Origin of the sequence: Lelliottia sp. 7254-16 (genome assembly GCF_002922995.1) — a bacterium.
Taxonomy (GTDB): Bacteria; Pseudomonadota; Gammaproteobacteria; order Enterobacterales; family Enterobacteriaceae; genus Enterobacter; species Enterobacter jeotgali.
The window spans coordinates 128,186-145,691 of the sequence record NZ_PQVS01000006.1 but is presented as its reverse complement, the minus strand read 5'-3'; the positions used below and the strand labels follow the sequence as shown (position 1 = coordinate 145,691).

The following is a 17,506-nucleotide window of genomic DNA, read 5'->3' as shown; positions in this document are numbered from 1 at the left end:
TACCTCAGGCTATATTCAGATACTTGTGCGTCTGCATCGACAGACGCCAGTTGCGGGCGATACAGGTTTCAATGCACAGACGCGTGGCGTCGTCTTTCTGGCTGATGGGCTGCAGGGCAATGATGCGCTGCTTTTCGTCCGTCAGTGTCGCCAGCAGTTCATCAAGTGCTTCAATATCACGCACGCGGCCCACCGGATGTTTGATCTCATCCGCACGTTCCAGCGCCTGCGACAGCACATCATACCCGCCGCGCATGTTCACTTTTGGTGACACGGTGACCCAGGTGGAGTGCGAGCAGCGCACTTCGTGGGTGCCGCTGGTTTCAATCTGGCAACTGTAGCCGTTCTTTTCCAGCAGCTCCGTGAGCGAGGTTAAGTCGTGAATGCAGGGTTCACCCCCGGTGATCACCACATGGCGGGCGGTCCAGCCCTGACGACCGATGATCGCCAGCAGGTCTTCCGCACTCCCGGCGCCCCATTTGTCACTCTCTTTGGTTTTGGCCAGAATGCTAAACAGCGACACTTCCCGATCTGCGAGTTTATCCCACGTATGTTTGGTATCACACCAGGCACAGCCAACCGGGCATCCCTGTAATCGAATAAAAATAGCAGGAACGCCAGTGAAGTAACCCTCGCCTTGCAGGGTCTGGAACATCTCGTTAATCGGGTACTGCATAGTCATCTCAGTTTGGGGATAAACGTTAAGTATCGCAGATCCCCGCCTAAGTATCATGCCCGATCGGTGCTTTACGCCCCTATTGCCGCCACAAAGCGGGCCGTTATTTGCTGTGGACGCGTAATTGCGCCGCCCACCACCACCGTATGCGCGCCTAATTCCAGGCAGCGCGCGGCCAGTTCTGGCGTGTCGACGTTGCCTTCCGCGACGACCGGAATCGTCACCGCCGCCAGCACGTCGCGTAAGAATCCGCAGTCGTTTTCACGCAACAGACGGCCCGTCGTATTCGCCGTATAGCCGTGAAGCGTGGTGCCAACGCAGTCAAATCCGAGATCCTGCGCGGTTTTAGCCTCCGCGACGGTTGCGATATCGGCCATCAACAGCAGAGACGGATAGCGCGCGCGGATTTTTTCCACCAGCGCGGCCAGCGTTTCGCCGTTCGGACGCGGGCGGGCGGTAGCGTCGAGGGCAATGATTTCCGGCGTCACCGCCATCAGCTCGTCGACCTCCTTCATCGTGGCGGTGATAAACACCTCGCTGTCCGCATAATCACGTTTGATGATGCCAATCACCGGTAACGAGACAGTCTCTTTGATGGCGGCAATATCCACCACGCTGTTGGCGCGAATGGCAACCGCCCCGCCCTGCGCCGCCGCCAGCGCCATGCGCGACATGATAAATGAACTGTGCAGCGGTTCGTTTTCCAGCGCCTGACAGGAGACGATCAATTTGCCTTTCAAAACATCCAGTACCGTTTTCATTACGCTAAACTCTCTTCGACTTCGTTTTTAATGATGGTGACGTGCGGGCCATAAATGACCTGAACCCCGTTCCCTCGGACGATGACGCCACGTGCGCCGGTCGCTTTCAGTGCCGCTTCGTCAACTTTGCTACCGTCTTTTACGGTCACGCGCAGTCGCGTGGCGCAGCAGTCCACCTCTTCCAGATTTTCTCTTCCGCCTAATCCCGCAATCACCGCCGCCGCGCGTTCGCTCTGTGGCAGCGTGCTTTCGACAACCGCCTCTTTCTCGCGACCCGGCGTGGCAAAACCAAAGCGGTTAATCAGGAAACGGAAGGTGAAGTAGTAGAGGAAGAACCACGGAATGCCGACCAGCGGGACGTACATCCAGTGGGTTTTGGCTTCGCCCTGAAGGACGCCAAACAGGATGAAATCGATGAAACCACCCGAGAAGGTCTGGCCGATGGTGATGTGCAGAATATGGGCGATCATGAACGCCAGCCCATCGAAGAAGGCATGGATGACGTATAAAACCGGGGCAACGAACAGGAATGAGAACTCAATCGGCTCGGTGATCCCAGTCAGGAATGAGGTCAGCGCCGCCGAGAGCAGCAGGCCTGCGACGCGCTTTTTATTCTCTGGTTTCGCCGTGTGGTACATCGCCAGACACGCACCCAGCAGACCGAACATCATGGTGATAAAGCGCCCGGACATGAAGCGCGAAGTGCCGATGTAAAATTGCTGGGTATTCGGATCGGCAAGCTGCGCGAAGAAGATTCGCTGCGTACCTTCGACCAGCTGGCCATTAACGATTTCACTTCCGCCCAGTGCCGTGGTCCAGAATGGCAGATAGAAGATATGGTGCAGACCAAACGGGCCGAGCATACGCAGGATAAAACCGTATAAGAACGTACCGAGAAAGCCGGTCGCATCCACCAGCCCGCCAAGCCCAAAAATCATTTTCTGGAAATGCGGCCAGATAACCGTCATCAACGCACCGACCACAATCGCCGCCAGCGAGCTGATAATCGGCACAAAGCGCGAGCCGCCGAAGAAACCGAGGAACTGCGGTAACGCGATTTTGTTGAAGCGATGGTGCAATGTGCAGGTCACGAGACCAATCACCACGCCGCCGAACACGCCGGTTTCAAGGGTCTGGATACCGAGCGTCATCCCCTGACCGACCGCGCCCGGGTTTTCATGCGCCAGCGTGCCGGTGAGGATCAAAAGCGCATTGATGGTGGCATTCATCACCAGAAAGGCAAGCAGTGCCGCAAGCCCGGCGGTGCCTTTATCCGTTTTCGCCAGCCCAACGGCCACCCCAACGGCAAACAGCACAGAAAGGTTGGCAAACACAATCGACCCGGCGCTGCTCATAATCGTAAATATGGCCTGAAGCCAGCCGACATCCAGGAACGGGTACGCGGTTAGCGTATTCGGGTTGGATAACGCTCCGCCAATCCCCAGTAGCAGACCCGCCGCGGGTAATACAGCTATCGGCAGCATGAACGATTTACCGAACCGCTGCGCCTTTTCAAACCATGCCCCGGAGGAGGCGCCACTGAACATTTGCATCATATTTTCATTTCCCCTGTTAATGGTGAAAATTTTTACCACATAAAATACATAAATTGAAAATTATCACCAATAACCTGGAGGATGATCATACTTTTTTAAAATGACTGGCATCTCGGCCCCACTTTCCGCCACACTAGCCGCAGAGAAACGCATTAAGGATCTTGCATGTCAGAAAATGAAAATCTGCTGCTACGGCTGCGCCAGGGCGTCTCCGGATACAGCCCTACTCAGCAAAAACTGGGCGAGTTCGTATTAAACGATCCTGCAAAAGTGCTGTATCTGACGATCACCGAGCTGGCGCGTGAAAGTGACACCAGTGAAGCGAGCGTGACGCGCCTGTGTCGCGCGCTGGGGTGTAAGGGATATACGGAATTTAAGATGGCGCTGGCGCTGGACGTTCAGCGGATACAGGCGCCGAGCCGAAAAGGTGATGAGATTGATGAGGTGGTTGAGGAGTCGGTGCAGGCGTTGCGCGACACTTCGCAACTGCTCGACAGGGATATGCTGCTAAAAGCGGCGCAAGCGCTGCATCAGTCGCGCTCGGTCTATATTTATGGTGTCGCGGCCAGCGCCATCATAGGTGAATATCTGCATTACAAACTGCTGCGTCTGGGGAAACCAGCTCAGTTATTCAGCGATATGCATCGGGCGTCGATGAACGCCACGACCCTAAACCCGGACGATCTAATTGTGGCCATTTCGAGTTCCGGCTCGACGCGCGATCTGCTGCACGTGGTGAAGCTGGCACGTAAGCGCGGTGCGAAGGTGCTGGCGCTGAGTAACACGCCGCGCAGCCCGCTGGCGTCGATTAGCGATATGTTGCTGGTGGCAGCAAAACCCGAAGGGCCGCTGAGCGCGGGGGCATTGAATGCCAAAGTGGGCGTAATGCTGCTGGTGGAGTTGCTTGCGACGTCGCTGATTACGCTCGACGATCGCTACGGCGATATCAGCCAACAAACGGCGAGCGCCACCCTTCCCTTACTGCTGTAAATCAGCCATAAAAAAACCCGCCGAAGCGGGTTTTTTCTTAAGAGTGAAAGCTCAGTAGATTACTGACCTTTGATCTCTTTACGACCGTTGTACGGAGCTTTTTCGCCCAGTGCTTCTTCGATACGAATCAGCTGGTTGTATTTAGCTACGCGATCAGAACGGCTCATAGAACCGGTTTTGATCTGGCCTGCAGCGGTACCAACAGCCAGGTCAGCAATGGTAGCGTCTTCAGTTTCGCCTGAACGGTGAGAGATAACGGCAGTGTAGCCAGCGTCTTTCGCCATTTTGATCGCAGCCAGAGTTTCGGTCAGAGAACCGATCTGGTTGAATTTGATCAGGATGGAGTTAACGATGCCTTTCTCGATACCTTCTTTCAGGATCTTGGTGTTGGTTACGAACAGATCGTCACCAACCAGCTGGATTTTGTCGCCCAGAACTTTAGTCTGGTATGCGAAACCATCCCAGTCAGATTCGTCCAGACCGTCTTCGATAGAGACGATTGGGTACTGTTTGGTCAGTTCTTCCAGGAAGTGAGTAAATTCTTCGGAGGAGAATGCTTTGTTGCCTTCGCCAGCCAGAACGTATTTACCGTCTTTGTAGAATTCAGATGCTGCACAGTCCATCGCCAGGGTGATGTCTTTACCCAGCTCGTAACCTGCTGCTTTTACCGCTTCAGCGATAACAGCCAGAGCTTCTGCGTTAGAACCCAGGTTAGGCGCGTAGCCACCTTCGTCACCAACAGCAGTACCCATGCCTTTAGATTTCAGAACTTTAGCCAGGGTGTGGAACACTTCAGAACCCATACGGATGGCTTCTTTCAGAGTTTTCGCGCCAACAGGCTGAATCATGAACTCCTGGATATCAACGTTGTTATCCGCGTGCTCGCCACCGTTGATGATGTTCATCATCGGAACCGGCATGGAGTATTTACCTGGAGTGCCGTTCAGTTCAGCGATGTGCTCATACAGCGGCTGACCTTTAGAAGCAGCAGCAGCTTTGGCGTTTGCCAGAGACACAGCCAGGATTGCGTTCGCACCGAAGTTAGATTTGTTTTCAGTACCGTCCAGGTCGATCATGATTTTATCGATGCCAGCCTGGTCTTTGGCGTCTTTGCCAAGGAGTGCCTGAGCGATAGGACCGTTAACCGCACCAACAGCTTTGGTTACGCCTTTACCCAGGAAACGGGATTTGTCGCCATCGCGCAGTTCCAGCGCTTCGCGGGAACCAGTTGAAGCACCTGATGGAGCTGCAGCCATACCAACGAAACCACCTTCCAGGTGAACTTCGGCTTCAACGGTCGGGTTACCACGGGAGTCGATGATTTCACGACCGATGACTTTAACGATTTTGGACATTAGATTTTCCTCAGTACAAGTTAAACTAAAACTCCAGACAAACAACGCGTACCTGAGGTACGCGTTGCCGTTCTAACTTTTTTTACTTCGCCTGACGCTTCTGATATTCGCTAGCGGCTTTCACAAAGCCTGCAAACAGCGGATGTCCGTCACGCGGCGTAGAAGTAAATTCCGGGTGGAATTGACAAGCGACAAACCACGGATGGTTTGGCACTTCAATGATCTCGACTAACTGATCATCCCCGGAACGGCCCGCAATACGCAGACCCGCAGCTTCAATTTGTTTCAACAGCATGTTGTTGACTTCGTAGCGGTGACGATGGCGTTCGGTGATAGTTGGCGCACCGTACATCTTGCGAACCAGACTGTCATCAGATACCTGGCAAGCCTGAGCGCCAAGACGCATCGTGCCACCCAGATCGCTCTTCTCAGTACGGACTTCAACGTTGCCGTCTTCATCGCGCCATTCTGTGATAAGCGCCACAACAGGGTACTTACAGTCTGGCACAAATTCCGTAGAGTTCGCGTTTTCCATCCCGACTACGTTACGAGCGAACTCGATCAACGCAACCTGCATACCCAGGCAAATGCCGAGGTAAGGAATATTGTTCTCACGCGCAAAGCGTGCGGTAGCGATCTTGCCTTCAACACCACGGTAGCCGAAGCCGCCAGGGATCAGAATAGCATCCAGATCTTTCAGAATTTCGACACCGCGCGTTTCAACATCCTGCGAATCAATCAGCTTGATGTTAACCGTTACGCGATTCTTCAAACCACCGTGTTTCAGCGCTTCAATAACTGACTTATAGGCATCTGGCAGTTCAATATACTTGCCAACCATACCGATAGTCACTTCGCCTGCCGGATTCGCTTCTTCATAGATAACCTGTTCCCATTCTGACAGATTAGCTTCCGGACAGTTCAAGCTGAATCGTTTACAAATATAATCGTCCAGACCCTGTGATTTCAACAGGCCCGGGATTTTATAAATGGAATCGACGTCTTTCAGAGAAATCACAGCCTTTTCAGCAACGTTACAGAACAATGCAATTTTCGCGCGCTCGTTGGCCGGAACGGCACGATCGGAGCGGCAAATCAGGATATCCGGCTGGATACCGATAGAAAGCAGTTCTTTAACGGAGTGCTGAGTCGGTTTAGTTTTCACTTCACCAGCAGCGGCCATGTATGGCACCAGCGTCAGGTGCATGAATAGCGCGTGTTCACGACCGATATCAACCGCCAACTGACGAATCGCTTCCAGGAATGGCAGAGATTCGATATCACCGACCGTACCGCCAATTTCAACCAGCACAACGTCGTGGCCTTCGCCACCTGCGATGATGCGCTCTTTGATAGCGTTGGTGATGTGCGGGATAACCTGAACGGTTGCGCCTAAGTAGTCGCCACGGCGTTCTTTACGCAGAACGTCGGAGTAGATACGACCCGTAGTGAAGTTGTTGCGGCGACTCATTTTGGTACGAATGAAGCGCTCGTAGTGACCTAAGTCCAAATCGGTTTCAGCGCCGTCTTCAGTAACGAACACTTCGCCGTGCTGGATTGGGCTCATGGTGCCTGGATCGACGTTGATGTACGGATCCAGTTTCATCATAGTCACATTGAGGCCACGGGCTTCAAGAATGGCCGCGAGAGAGGCTGCGGCAATGCCTTTACCCAGAGAGGATACAACCCCGCCGGTCACAAAAATATAGTTCGTTGTCATGCTGAACCTGAGAAGTTAGGTTGGAACGATGGAATAACCAAGACGGGAAAGTAGTATACCCGAACACGGCGAGCGCCACAAACTTTCATTCTCCGTCTCCTGTCTCAGGCTTTGACAAACATAGGGAGTGAGAAAATAGCCCCTTTTGGGTAAATGTTTTTGACGCAAATCAAGCGCTTGTCATTTAAAAAATCACACAAATTGCGCTTGATCGCAAAAATCCGTTAGAGATCATGTTCCTGGCGTTTTACTTCCTGCCACACTTCTTCCATCAAATCGAGGTCAACGCCGGTCATTTCCAGGCCGCGCGCCGCAACAATGCGCTCGACTTCGCGGAAGCGACGTTCGAATTTGAGGTTGGCTTTTTGCAGCGCGGTTTCGGCTTTTACCCCCAAATGACGGGAAAGATTGACCGTCGCAAACAGCAGATCGCCCATCTCCTCTTCCAGCCGGGCTTCATCAATTACCGCTTGTTTGGCTTCATCCATCACTTCGTCGATCTCTTCGTAGACTTTGTCGAGCACCGGGCCAAGTGAGGTCCAGTCAAAGCCCACGGCAGAACAACGCTTCTGGATTTTATGCGCACGCATCAGTGACGGGAGGCTCAGCGGAATATCATCCAGTGCCGAATGTTGGGACTTTTCAGCACGTTCAGCACTTTTAATTTGCTCCCAGCGAACCAGCACTTCTTCGCTGTTTCCCGCAGAGGCGTCGCCAAAAATATGCGGATGGCGACGCTCCAGTTTGTCGCTAATGGCAGCACAAATATCATTGAAATCAAAGCGCCCCTCTTCCTGCGCCATCTGCGCATAAAAGACCACCTGGAACAGCAGATCGCCCAGTTCACCGCGCAGATCGTCAAAATCTTCGCGCGAGATAGCGTCCAGTACTTCGTAGGTCTCTTCGAGGGTGTACGGTGCGATGGTGGCGAAGGTCTGCTCTTTGTCCCACGGACAGCCGTTTTCCGGGTCGCGCAGACGTTTCATAATGCCGAGCAGGCGGTCGAGTTGAGTTTTATGGTTCGTGACAGTCATACGGCCTCTTTATCATCTTCACTTTGGCTCATGATAACCTGTCGCCGGATGACTGCCATCCTCTATTGTTATACCCGACAGATTAATAGCCCATTCAGAGTGACGAACAAAATAACACCGTAACGGATCGTTTCGTAATCTGCTATATCGTACGCCCGCAGTAGGCTATGACCATAACCGTGATAGCCCACCGCATCGTAGTATCCCGTGATAATGTGAGCAGCACAGCACAACGTTGTAAAAATAATTAATAAAAATCGAGAGGATATGCTTGAATGAATCTTGATCAAGCGATACAACAAATAACAGCCAATGAGAAAAATAACCCCTGTCAAATAATATAAAATGACTGGAAGCCATGGTCTTGAAGAGAAAATAATATCCTGCTCCATACTTAGTGCCTCAAGTCAGTTTCATTATAAGTGGGCATCAATGATAAAACAGTCACTTCATCGCTGATGATTTCAAGCATAAAAAGAGGTTTAGTCATGTTACTCACGCCTTTGACATAGTCTGTCTGATGCAATCTAATGCCGAAGAGATTCCATGACCTTTCTCTCGGCGTGGGAATTCTTCTGGCCATACCATATCCCGATAGCACAAGGTCTATTGTACCGTAAGCAATATCCCCTTGTTTCCCACCATAACCAGCCTTAGATGCCGCGTAATGGTATGCTTCTCTGAGTGGCCCTGAGGCTTCTTCATAAACGGCAAGGTAATAACCGTTCTCATAGATATTGTTCAGACCTTGCAGAATCATTGCAGACCCAGGTACCGTTGCACTTCCCCCGGTTGATACACATAGCCCCACGCCGGTAGTAACCTGGCCTATACCTGATAAGAATCCTATTATTTTGGTGTAGAGATTATATAACTCTGCAGCTCGTTTGTTTTTGTACTCTTGTTCAGCCATCCAGCGTGAATAAATTTTATTATTCATTATCACCGAGCGCTGATAGTTAAGAACAGCCGTTTTATACTTTAATATTTCCTCTCCTCCCAACCATGACAAGCAACTCATTTGAATTTCAGTTTCGACCTGCCTGACCACGTCAATTATTCTGCTAAAATAGTCTGATTGCTTAAAGTAAGAAGGTTCTGTCATCCACAAACGCTGTGCGACAGTCATAAACTCATCTTTCTGAATTTCAAATTCTTCCTTTGATCCATAAAACATTAGTGCCTCCGCTGCGGTTAATTCACATTTAAACTGTCTAAACATAAATATCGGAGAGAGTTTACTGCGTAAAAACATAAAATTGAGCGATCAGATAAGAATTCGGAAATGTGCCCGCTATAGCAAAGAGGCCACCGAGAAATTCAGTGGCCTCCGAGTTATTACCCGCCGTGCAGACGACGCGCGTCAATCACGTCCGGCACCTGGTTCAGCTTACCAAGCACGCGGCCCAGCACCTGCAGGTTGTAGATTTCAATGGTCATATCGATGGTCGCAAGCTGCTCGCGGGTATCGCTGCGACTCGCAACGCCAAGGACATTAACCTTCTCGTTCGCAAGAATAGTGGTGATATCGCGCAGCAGGCCGCTGCGATCGTTGGCGGTGACGCGCACCACCAGCGAGTAGCCCGCAGAGTAACTTTCACCCCACACCGCGTCGACAATGCGTTCTGGCGCGTGGGATTGCAGCTCGGCCAACTGATCGCAGTCGGAACGGTGAATAGAAATCCCGCGCCCTTGGGTGATAAAACCAACGATATCATCCCCCGGGATCGGCTGGCAGCAGCGGGCGATGTGGTGCATCAGATTACCGACGCCCTCAACAACCACCCGGCCATTGTCTTTGCTGCGATGCTGTGGGGCATGGGTTTTCTGCTGAAGCTGCTTCAGCGCCGCTGCATCCTGCTCCGCTGCGCTCGGTTTATTGAACTGCGATTGCAGGAAGTTCACCATCTGGTTAAGGCGAATATCTCCGCCGCCAATGGCCGCCAGCAGCTCATCCAGTTCGTTAAAGTTGTAGCGCGGCAGCAGGTGTTTTTCCGCCTCTTTGATGCTGATACCTAAATGCTCAAGTTCATCATCAAGGATCTGCCGGCCCGCCAGAATGTTTTTGTCCCGGTCTTGCTTACGGAACCACGCGTGAATTTTGGATCGTCCACGGCTGGTGGTGACATAGCCCAGGTTCGGATTCAGCCAGTCGCGGCTCGGGTTCGGCTGTTTCTGGGTGATGATTTCAATCTGATCGCCCATCTGCAGCTGATAGGTAAACGGCACGATGCGCCCGCCGATCTTCGCCCCGATGCAACGATGCCCCACGTCACTGTGGATGTGGTAGGCGAAATCGAGCGGCGTTGAACCTGCTGGCAGGTCCACAACGTCACCTTTTGGCGTAAAGACGTAGACACGGTCGTCAAAGACCTGGCTGCGCACTTCGTCGAGCATTTCGCCGGAATCGGCCATCTCTTCCTGCCACGCAATCAGCTTACGCAGCCACGCAATGCGATCTTCGTGGCCGGTGCGCGTACCGCTCGATGGGCCTTCTTTGTATTTCCAGTGCGCCGCGACGCCGAGTTCAGCATCTTCGTGCATCTGTTTGGTACGGATCTGAATCTCAACGGTTTTACCGCCGGGGCCGAGCACCACGGTGTGGATTGACTGATAACCGTTCGGTTTCGGGTTCGCCACGTAGTCGTCGAATTCATCCGGCAAATGGCGGAAGTGAGTATGCACTATCCCCAGCGCGGCGTAGCAGTCCTGCAGGCGGTCAGCGACGATGCGCACCGCACGCACGTCGAACAGTTCGTCAAAAGCGAGATGCTTTTTCTGCATTTTGCGCCAGATGCTGTAGATGTGCTTCGGACGACCATAGACTTCAGCCCGCACGTTCTCTTCTTTCATCGACTGGCGCAGGCCGCCGACGAACTCATCGATGTAATGCTCACGATCGATACGACGCTCGTGCAGCAGTTTCGCAATTCGCTTGTATTCCGCCGGATGCAAATAGCGGAAGCAGTAATCTTCCAGCTCCCATTTCAGCTGGCCGATACCTAAGCGGTTCGCGAGAGGCGCGTAGATATTGGTACACTCTTTCGCCGCCAGCACGCGTTCATCTTCCGGTGCGTCTTTCACTTCACGCAGGTGTGCGATACGTTCGGCGAGTTTAATCACCACGCAGCGGAAATCGTCCACCATTGCCAGCAGCATACGGCGGACGTTATCGACCTGTTCGGAGGAGACGGAATCCGTCTGGGCCGCTTTCAACTGGCGAATGGCAGCCATGTCGCGCACGCCGTGGATCAACACCACGACGGGATTGCCGACGCTTTCGCGCAGCACGTCTTCGCTCACCACTTCGGCGTCTGCCAGGGGGAAGAGCAGCGCGGCCTGCAGCGTTTCGAGATCCATGTTGAGCATAGAGAGGATTTCGACCATCTCAATGCCGCGCCATAACAGCAGCTCGGCGTCGGCATGTCCCTTGGTCGTTCGCAGACAATAGGCCCAGGTTTCGGTTAAGCGTTCACACGACTGCTGGCTGGAAATCCCCAGACTTGCGATCCATTTTTGTGGGTCAAATTCACCAGCTTTATTGAGATGTGCACTTCTTACCGCAACCATCGTCCTCTCCTTTAGGGACCAGGGCCTGTCGAATTCGACAAGCCGAAATTCATCAGATTTTCGCGAACAACACCATCGATTCCAGATGCCCAGTGTGCGGGAACATGTCCAGCATTGCCAGACGCTGAATTTGGTAACCCGCGCTCAATAATGCCTCACTGTCGCGGGCGAGCGTGGCCGGGTTACAGGAAACATAGACCACGCGTTTTGGCGCGAGTTTAATTATATGCTGCATTACGCCTGGCGCACCGGCGCGTGCCGGGTCGAGCAGAATTTTATCGAAACCGTGCTTTGCCCACGGCTGCAAAGTGACATCCTCCTCCAGATTTTCATGAAAAAATGTCACATTGTGCAACGCATTGCGCTGCGCATTTTCCTGCCCTTTTGCCACCAGAGCCTCGACACCTTCAACGCCGACAACGCTTGCCGCCCGTTTTGCCAGTGGAAGGGTGAAATTCCCCATTCCGCAGAACAGATCGAGCACTCGATCGCCAGGCTGAACATCCAGCCACTCAACGGCGGTGGCAACCATCTGCTGGTTCACGCCGTCATTTACCTGAATGAAGTCGCGCGGGCTGAACGTTAAGCGTAGCCCGTCCGACACATACCAGGGAGCGTCACCCGTAACCTGCTCAAGTATCTCGCTTTGCGGCGCGAGAAAAAGCGCCAGCTCGTGAGAATGCGAAAAGCGTTCCAGTTTTTCGCGGTCTTTGGCAGAAAGTGGCGCAGTGTGACGCAGCACCATCAGCGGAGCGTTGTCGGCCAGCACCAGTTCCACGTGTCCGAGCGAGCGCACGCCCTGCAATTCAGAAAGGCATTTGCGCAAATGCGGGAGCAATGCTTCAAGACGGGGCACCAAAACAGGGCATTGTTTCACATCGACAATGTCAGTGGCGCTACTTTTGCGAAAACCCATTTCCAGCTTTTGCGTTTTTGGCTGGAAGTTGAGGCTCAGACGCGCCCGGCGGCGATATCCCCACGGTTCGCCTGAGATAATTTCGTTTACGTCGTGCTTGATGAGGCGTGCCAGCGCGGTGCTTTTGCTGCGCTGTTGCAGAGCAACGCTGGCATGCTGCTGCTGGCAGCCGCCGCAGACGCCAAAATGCGGGCAGCGAGGCGCGGTGCGTTCCGCGCTATCATTAAGGCGACGCTTCACCCTGGCGCGCGCATACTTGCTCTTGTCTTCCGTCAGGGTGACTTCAGCACGCTCGGTGGGTAATAATCCGGGGATAAACACGGTCTTGCCTTGATGACGCGCAACGCCCTGGCCGAACGGGTCAAGGTCTGTCACATCAACAGTTATGATCTGACGCGTCGTCACGCGTCGCTTTGCAGAGTAGAATTGCGCCATCGCCGAGATTTTTCTCAAATAAACATAATGACCCTAATTGTCCCATAACGGAACTCCATGACCAACTACAGCCTGCGCGCGCGCATGATGATTTTGATTCTCGCCCCGACCGTATTAATCGGTTTGCTGCTGAGCATCTTCTTTGTTGTGCACCGTTACAACGACTTGCAGCGTCAACTGGAAGATGCGGGAGCCAGCATCATCGAACCGCTGGCCGTCTCCAGCGAATACGGGATGAATCTGCAAAACCGCGATTCGCTCGGCCAATTAATTAGCGTGCTGCATCGCCGACATTCAGAAATCGTGCGCGCCATTTCGGTCTATGACGAGAACAACCATCTGTTCGTGACCTCGAATTTTCATCTCGACCCGAGCGAGCTTAAAATCCCGGACGGCACGCCCTTCCCACGCCATTTGAGCGTGCTGAGGCGCGGCGATATCATGATTCTGCGTACGCCCATCATCTCGGAAAGCTATTCACCGGATGAATCGGTTCAGGCCGACGCCAAGGCCAGTAATAATATTCTGGGATATGTGGCGCTGGAGCTGGATCTCAAGTCGGTGCGTTTACAGCAGTACAAAGAAATCTTCATCTCTACCGTCATGATGCTGTTCTGCATCGGCATTGCGCTCATTTTCGGCTGGCGATTGATGCGTGATGTGACAAGCCCAATTCGCAATATGGTGAATACCGTCGACCGCATTCGTCGCGGGCAACTTGATAGCCGCGTCGAAGGCTTTATGCTCGGCGAACTGGATATGCTGAAAAACGGCATTAACTCGATGGCGATGTCGCTGGCGGCCTATCACGAAGAGATGCAGCATAACGTCGATCAGGCGACCTCCGATCTGCGCGAAACCTTAGAGCAGATGGAGATTCAGAACGTCGAGCTGGACCTTGCGAAGAAACGCGCTCAGGAAGCGGCGCGCATTAAATCTGAGTTCCTCGCCAACATGTCCCACGAGCTGCGAACGCCCCTCAACGGGGTGATTGGCTTTACGCGCCTGACGCTCAAGTCGGAACTTAATCCAACTCAGCGCGATCACCTGCACACCATCGAACGTTCCGCCAATAATCTGCTGGCGATTATCAACGACGTGCTGGACTTCTCCAAACTGGAAGCGGGCAAGCTGATCCTCGAAAGCATTCCGTTCCCGCTGCGCAGCACGATGGATGAAGTGGTCACCCTGCTGGCCCACTCATCGCACGACAAAGGTCTTGAGCTGACGCTGAACATTAAAAATGATGTGCCGGATAATGTGATCGGCGATCCGCTGCGCCTGCAGCAGGTGATCACCAATCTGGTGGGCAATGCGATCAAATTTACCGAAAGCGGCAACATTGATGTGCTGGTAGAACGACGGGCGATCAGTAATAACAAAGTGCAGATTGAGGTTCAGATCCGCGATACCGGAATTGGTATTCCCGAACGCGATCAGTCGCGTTTGTTCCAGGCATTCCGCCAGGCAGATGCCAGTATTTCCCGGCGCCACGGCGGGACCGGCCTTGGGCTGGTGATCACCCAGAAACTGGTGAAAGAGATGGGCGGGGATATCTCCTTCCACAGCCAGCCGAATCGCGGCTCCACCTTCTGGTTCCATATTAATCTCGATCTGAATCCGAATGTGGTGACCGACGGTCCCGTGACCGATTGCCTGCGCGGCAAGCGTCTGGCCTATGTCGAGCCTAATACCGCTGCGGCACAAAGCACGCTGGACGTCCTCAGCACCACGCCGCTAGAGGTGATTTACAGCCCGACATTCTCGGCGCTGGCGGTCGATCATTACGACATTTTGCTGATGGGGATCCCGGTGACATTCACCGGCGAGCTGACCATGCAGCAGGAGCGGCTGGCGAAGGCTGCCTCGATGACCGATTACCTGCTTTTGGCCCTGCCGTGCCACGCGCAGCTTAACGCTGAAGAGTTGAAAAACGACGGTGCTGCCGCCTGTCTGTTAAAACCACTCACCGCCACGCGCCTGCTGCCCGCACTGACGGAATATTGCCGCATTAATCACCACGCGATCCCCGTCACCAGTGACGATCACAAGCTGCCAATGAGCGTGATGGCGGTCGACGATAACCCGGCAAACCTGAAGCTCATCGGCGTATTGCTCGAAGATCAGGTGCATCACGTGGAGCTGTGCAACAGCGGTCCGCAGGCGGTGGAAAATGCCAAGCAGATGCAGTTTGATCTGATTTTGATGGATATCCAGATGCCAGGCATGGATGGCATCCGCGCCTGCGAGCTGATTCGCCAGCTTCCGCATCAGCAACATACCCCGGTGATTGCGGTGACAGCCCACGCGATGGCCGGACAGAAAGAAAAATTGCTGAGTGCCGGGATGAACGATTACCTGGCGAAACCGATCGACGAAGAGAAACTCCACAGCCTGCTGTTACGCTATAAACCGGGCTTCTCTGGCGGAATGTCTTCAGCAACACCAGAGCGCGTAGAGATCAACGTCAACCCGAATGCCACACTCGACTGGCAGCTGGCGCTGCGCCAGGCCGCAGGAAAAACCGATCTGGCGCGAGATATGCTGCAAATGCTGATCGCGTTCCTGCCGGAAATTCGTAATAAAGTGGAAGAGCAGTTGGTGGGTGAGCATCCGGACGATCTGCTGGAAGCGATTCATAAACTGCATGGCAGCTGTAGTTACAGCGGTGTTCCGCGCCTGAAAAGTCTCTGCCATTTGCTTGAACAGCAGCTGCGTTCAGGGACGGCGGAATCCGAGCTGGAACCGGAGTTTCTGGAATTGCTGGATGAGATGGACAACGTGACACGTGAGGCGAGGAAGGTGCTGGGGGTTAATTAGTGCGGTCTGGTGCCCTCACCCTGCCCTCTCCCACAGGGAGAGGGAGAAAAACCAGGAGCCCATGATTATCAAAAGAGAGAGTGGAAACTGTACCGTACAGTTCCCTCTCCCACAGGGAGAGGGAGAAAAACAAGGAGCCCATGATTATCAAAAGAGAGAGTGGAAGCCGTACCGTACAATTCCCTCTCCCACAGGGAGAGGGAGAAAAACGAGGAGCCCATGATTATCAAAAGAGAGAGTGGAAGCTGTACCGTACAGTTCCCTCTCCTACGGGAGAGGGAGAAAAACGAGGAGCCCATGATTATCAAAAGAGAGAGTGGAAGCTGTACCGTACAGTTCCCTCTCCTACGGGAGAGGGAGAAAAACGAGGAGCCCATGATTATCAAAAGAGAGAGTGGAAGCTGTACCGTACAGTTCCCTCTCCTACGGGAGAGGGAGAAAAACGAGGAGCCCATGATTATCAAAAGAGAGAGTGGAAGCAGTACCGTACAGTTCCCTCTCCCACAGGGAGAGGGTTAGGGTGAGGGCAAACTACAAGCTCATTCCCACCTTCAACACCGCCGCAATATTCCGCGCCGCCATCCGCACATTCTCTTCGGCATTTTCCAGCGCCTCTTCCAGCGTACACACCGTATAAATCACGCTGAACACCGCGTCGATCCCGTGCTGATGCACCACGCCGACATCCGCCGTCAAACTCCCCGCTATCCCGATCACCGGCTTGTTGTACCGTTTAGCCACCTTTGCCACGCCGACGGGGACTTTGCCGTGGATCGTTTGGCTGTCGATTCGCCCTTCGCCGGTAATCACCATGTCGGCGTTCGCAACGTGCTTATCCAGATGCAGCGCGTCGGTGACAATCTCAATCCCCTGGCGCAATTCCGCACCGCAAAACGCATACAGCGCCGCGCCCATTCCTCCGGCTGCACCACCGCCCTCAAGATTGAGAACCTCGATATCCAGGTCACGAGCAATGATTTTCGCGTAATGCGCCAGGGCAGCGTCCAGTCTGTCGATCATCTCCGGCGTCGCCCCTTTCTGCGGGCCAAATACTGCCGACGCGCCCTCAGCGCCAGTCAGCGGATTCGTGACGTCGCAGGCCACTTCAATCCGGCAGTCAGCCAGGCGCGTATCCAGTTCGCTGATATCAATGCGCGCCAGCTTTTCCAGTTCACCGCCGCCGAGCCCAATCGGATTGCCATTGCCATCCAGCAGTTTCGCGCCCAGCGCCTGCACCATACCGGCCCCGCCGTCATTGGTCGCGCTGCCGCCAATGCCAATGATGATATGTTTCACCCCCGCATCCAGGGCGTGACGAATCAGTTCACCGGTGCCCCAGGAGGTGGTTTTTAACGGATTGCGTAAGGACGGTGCGACCATCTCCAGGCCGCTTGCCGCCGCCATTTCGATAAATGCGCTCTGCTTGTCGCCGGATAATCCGTAGAACCCTTCGGCGTTTTCGCCCAATGGCCCTGTGACCTGCACTTTGATAATGCCGCCCTGCGTGGCGGCGACCATCGCCTCAACCGTCCCTTCGCCGCCGTCGGCAACGGGCAGTTTGACGTAGTCTGCGTCGGGGAAAATCTCGCGAAATCCCTGCTCGATCGCCGTCGCCACCTCAAGAGCACTCAAACTCTCCTTGTACGAGTCCGGTGCAATAACAATTTTCATAA

14 protein-coding genes are annotated in these 17,506 nt (G+C 53.8%); 3 read left to right on the top strand and 11 right to left on the bottom strand.

The features are described from left to right. Window positions 1-4 precede the first annotated feature (4 nt). The 3 genes from queE to C3708_RS10730 form a co-directional block, all read right to left on the bottom strand. Entirely contained in the window at window positions 5-676 is a 672-nt protein-coding gene (gene queE, locus C3708_RS10740; protein WP_095283150.1) for a 7-carboxy-7-deazaguanine synthase QueE, read from the bottom strand. A 71-nt stretch (window positions 677-747) separates the two neighbouring features. Then, entirely contained in the window at window positions 748-1,437 is a 690-nt protein-coding gene (locus C3708_RS10735) for an N-acetylmannosamine-6-phosphate 2-epimerase (protein ID WP_103949237.1), read from the bottom strand. Further along, entirely contained in the window at window positions 1,437-2,993 is a 1,557-nt protein-coding gene (locus tag C3708_RS10730; protein ID WP_103949236.1) for a PTS transporter subunit EIIC, read from the bottom strand. The genes C3708_RS10735 and C3708_RS10730 overlap by 1 nt, the downstream gene beginning before the upstream one ends. 165 nt (window positions 2,994-3,158) lie before the next feature. On the opposite strand from C3708_RS10730, the gene C3708_RS10725 reads away from it, so the two are divergent. Beyond that, the gene (locus tag C3708_RS10725; protein WP_103946570.1) at window positions 3,159-3,983 is read left to right on the top strand and encodes a MurR/RpiR family transcriptional regulator; all 825 of its coding nucleotides are present in this window, start codon (window positions 3,159-3,161) and stop codon (window positions 3,981-3,983) included. Window positions 3,984-4,042: 59 nt separating this feature from the next. On the opposite strand, the gene eno is transcribed toward C3708_RS10725, so the two are convergent. The 7 genes from eno to rlmD form a co-directional block, all read right to left on the bottom strand. Next, complete coding sequence (gene eno, locus C3708_RS10720; RefSeq protein ID WP_095283158.1) at window positions 4,043-5,338, bottom strand: phosphopyruvate hydratase; 1,296 nt, start codon at window positions 5,336-5,338, stop codon at window positions 4,043-4,045. Between the two features lie 82 nt (window positions 5,339-5,420). Further along, window positions 5,421-7,058: a glutamine hydrolyzing CTP synthase gene (pyrG, locus tag C3708_RS10715; RefSeq protein WP_095283160.1), complete on the bottom strand. Its 1,638-nt coding sequence runs from the start codon at window positions 7,056-7,058 to the stop codon at window positions 5,421-5,423. A gap of 224 nt (window positions 7,059-7,282) precedes the next feature. Next, the gene (gene mazG / locus C3708_RS10710) at window positions 7,283-8,092 is read right to left on the bottom strand and encodes a nucleoside triphosphate pyrophosphohydrolase (protein WP_103949235.1); all 810 of its coding nucleotides are present in this window, start codon (window positions 8,090-8,092) and stop codon (window positions 7,283-7,285) included. Window positions 8,093-8,160: 68 nt separating this feature from the next. Continuing rightward, on the bottom strand, window positions 8,161-8,484 hold the full coding sequence (locus tag C3708_RS10705) for a hypothetical protein (protein WP_103949234.1): 324 nt from the start codon (window positions 8,482-8,484) through the stop codon (window positions 8,161-8,163). Window positions 8,485-8,486: 2 nt separating this feature from the next. Next, complete coding sequence (locus C3708_RS10700) at window positions 8,487-9,269, bottom strand: DUF4225 domain-containing protein (protein WP_158251362.1); 783 nt, start codon at window positions 9,267-9,269, stop codon at window positions 8,487-8,489. Window positions 9,270-9,430: 161 nt separating this feature from the next. Next, window positions 9,431-11,662 carry a GTP diphosphokinase gene (relA, locus tag C3708_RS10695; RefSeq protein WP_095283164.1) on the bottom strand — a complete coding sequence of 744 codons (2,232 nt, stop codon included), beginning with the start codon at window positions 11,660-11,662 and terminating at the stop codon, window positions 9,431-9,433. A 52-nt stretch (window positions 11,663-11,714) separates the two neighbouring features. Continuing rightward, on the bottom strand, window positions 11,715-13,013 hold the full coding sequence (gene rlmD, locus C3708_RS10690; protein WP_103949232.1) for a 23S rRNA (uracil(1939)-C(5))-methyltransferase RlmD: 1,299 nt from the start codon (window positions 13,011-13,013) through the stop codon (window positions 11,715-11,717). A gap of 57 nt (window positions 13,014-13,070) precedes the next feature. Between rlmD and barA the strand changes: the two genes are divergently transcribed. Together barA and C3708_RS10680 are read left to right on the top strand one after the other, a co-directional pair. Then, the gene (gene barA / locus C3708_RS10685; RefSeq protein ID WP_103949231.1) at window positions 13,071-15,833 is read left to right on the top strand and encodes a two-component sensor histidine kinase BarA; all 2,763 of its coding nucleotides are present in this window, start codon (window positions 13,071-13,073) and stop codon (window positions 15,831-15,833) included. A 159-nt stretch (window positions 15,834-15,992) separates the two neighbouring features. After that, complete coding sequence (locus C3708_RS10680; protein ID WP_103972660.1) at window positions 15,993-16,352, top strand: hypothetical protein; 360 nt, start codon at window positions 15,993-15,995, stop codon at window positions 16,350-16,352. Between the two features lie 12 nt (window positions 16,353-16,364). Here the strand turns inward: C3708_RS10680 and C3708_RS10675 are convergent, their stop codons facing one another. Beyond that, window positions 16,365-17,504, bottom strand: a complete 1,140-nt coding sequence (locus C3708_RS10675; protein WP_103949229.1) for a glycerate kinase — start codon at window positions 17,502-17,504, stop codon at window positions 16,365-16,367. Window positions 17,505-17,506 lie beyond the last annotated feature (2 nt).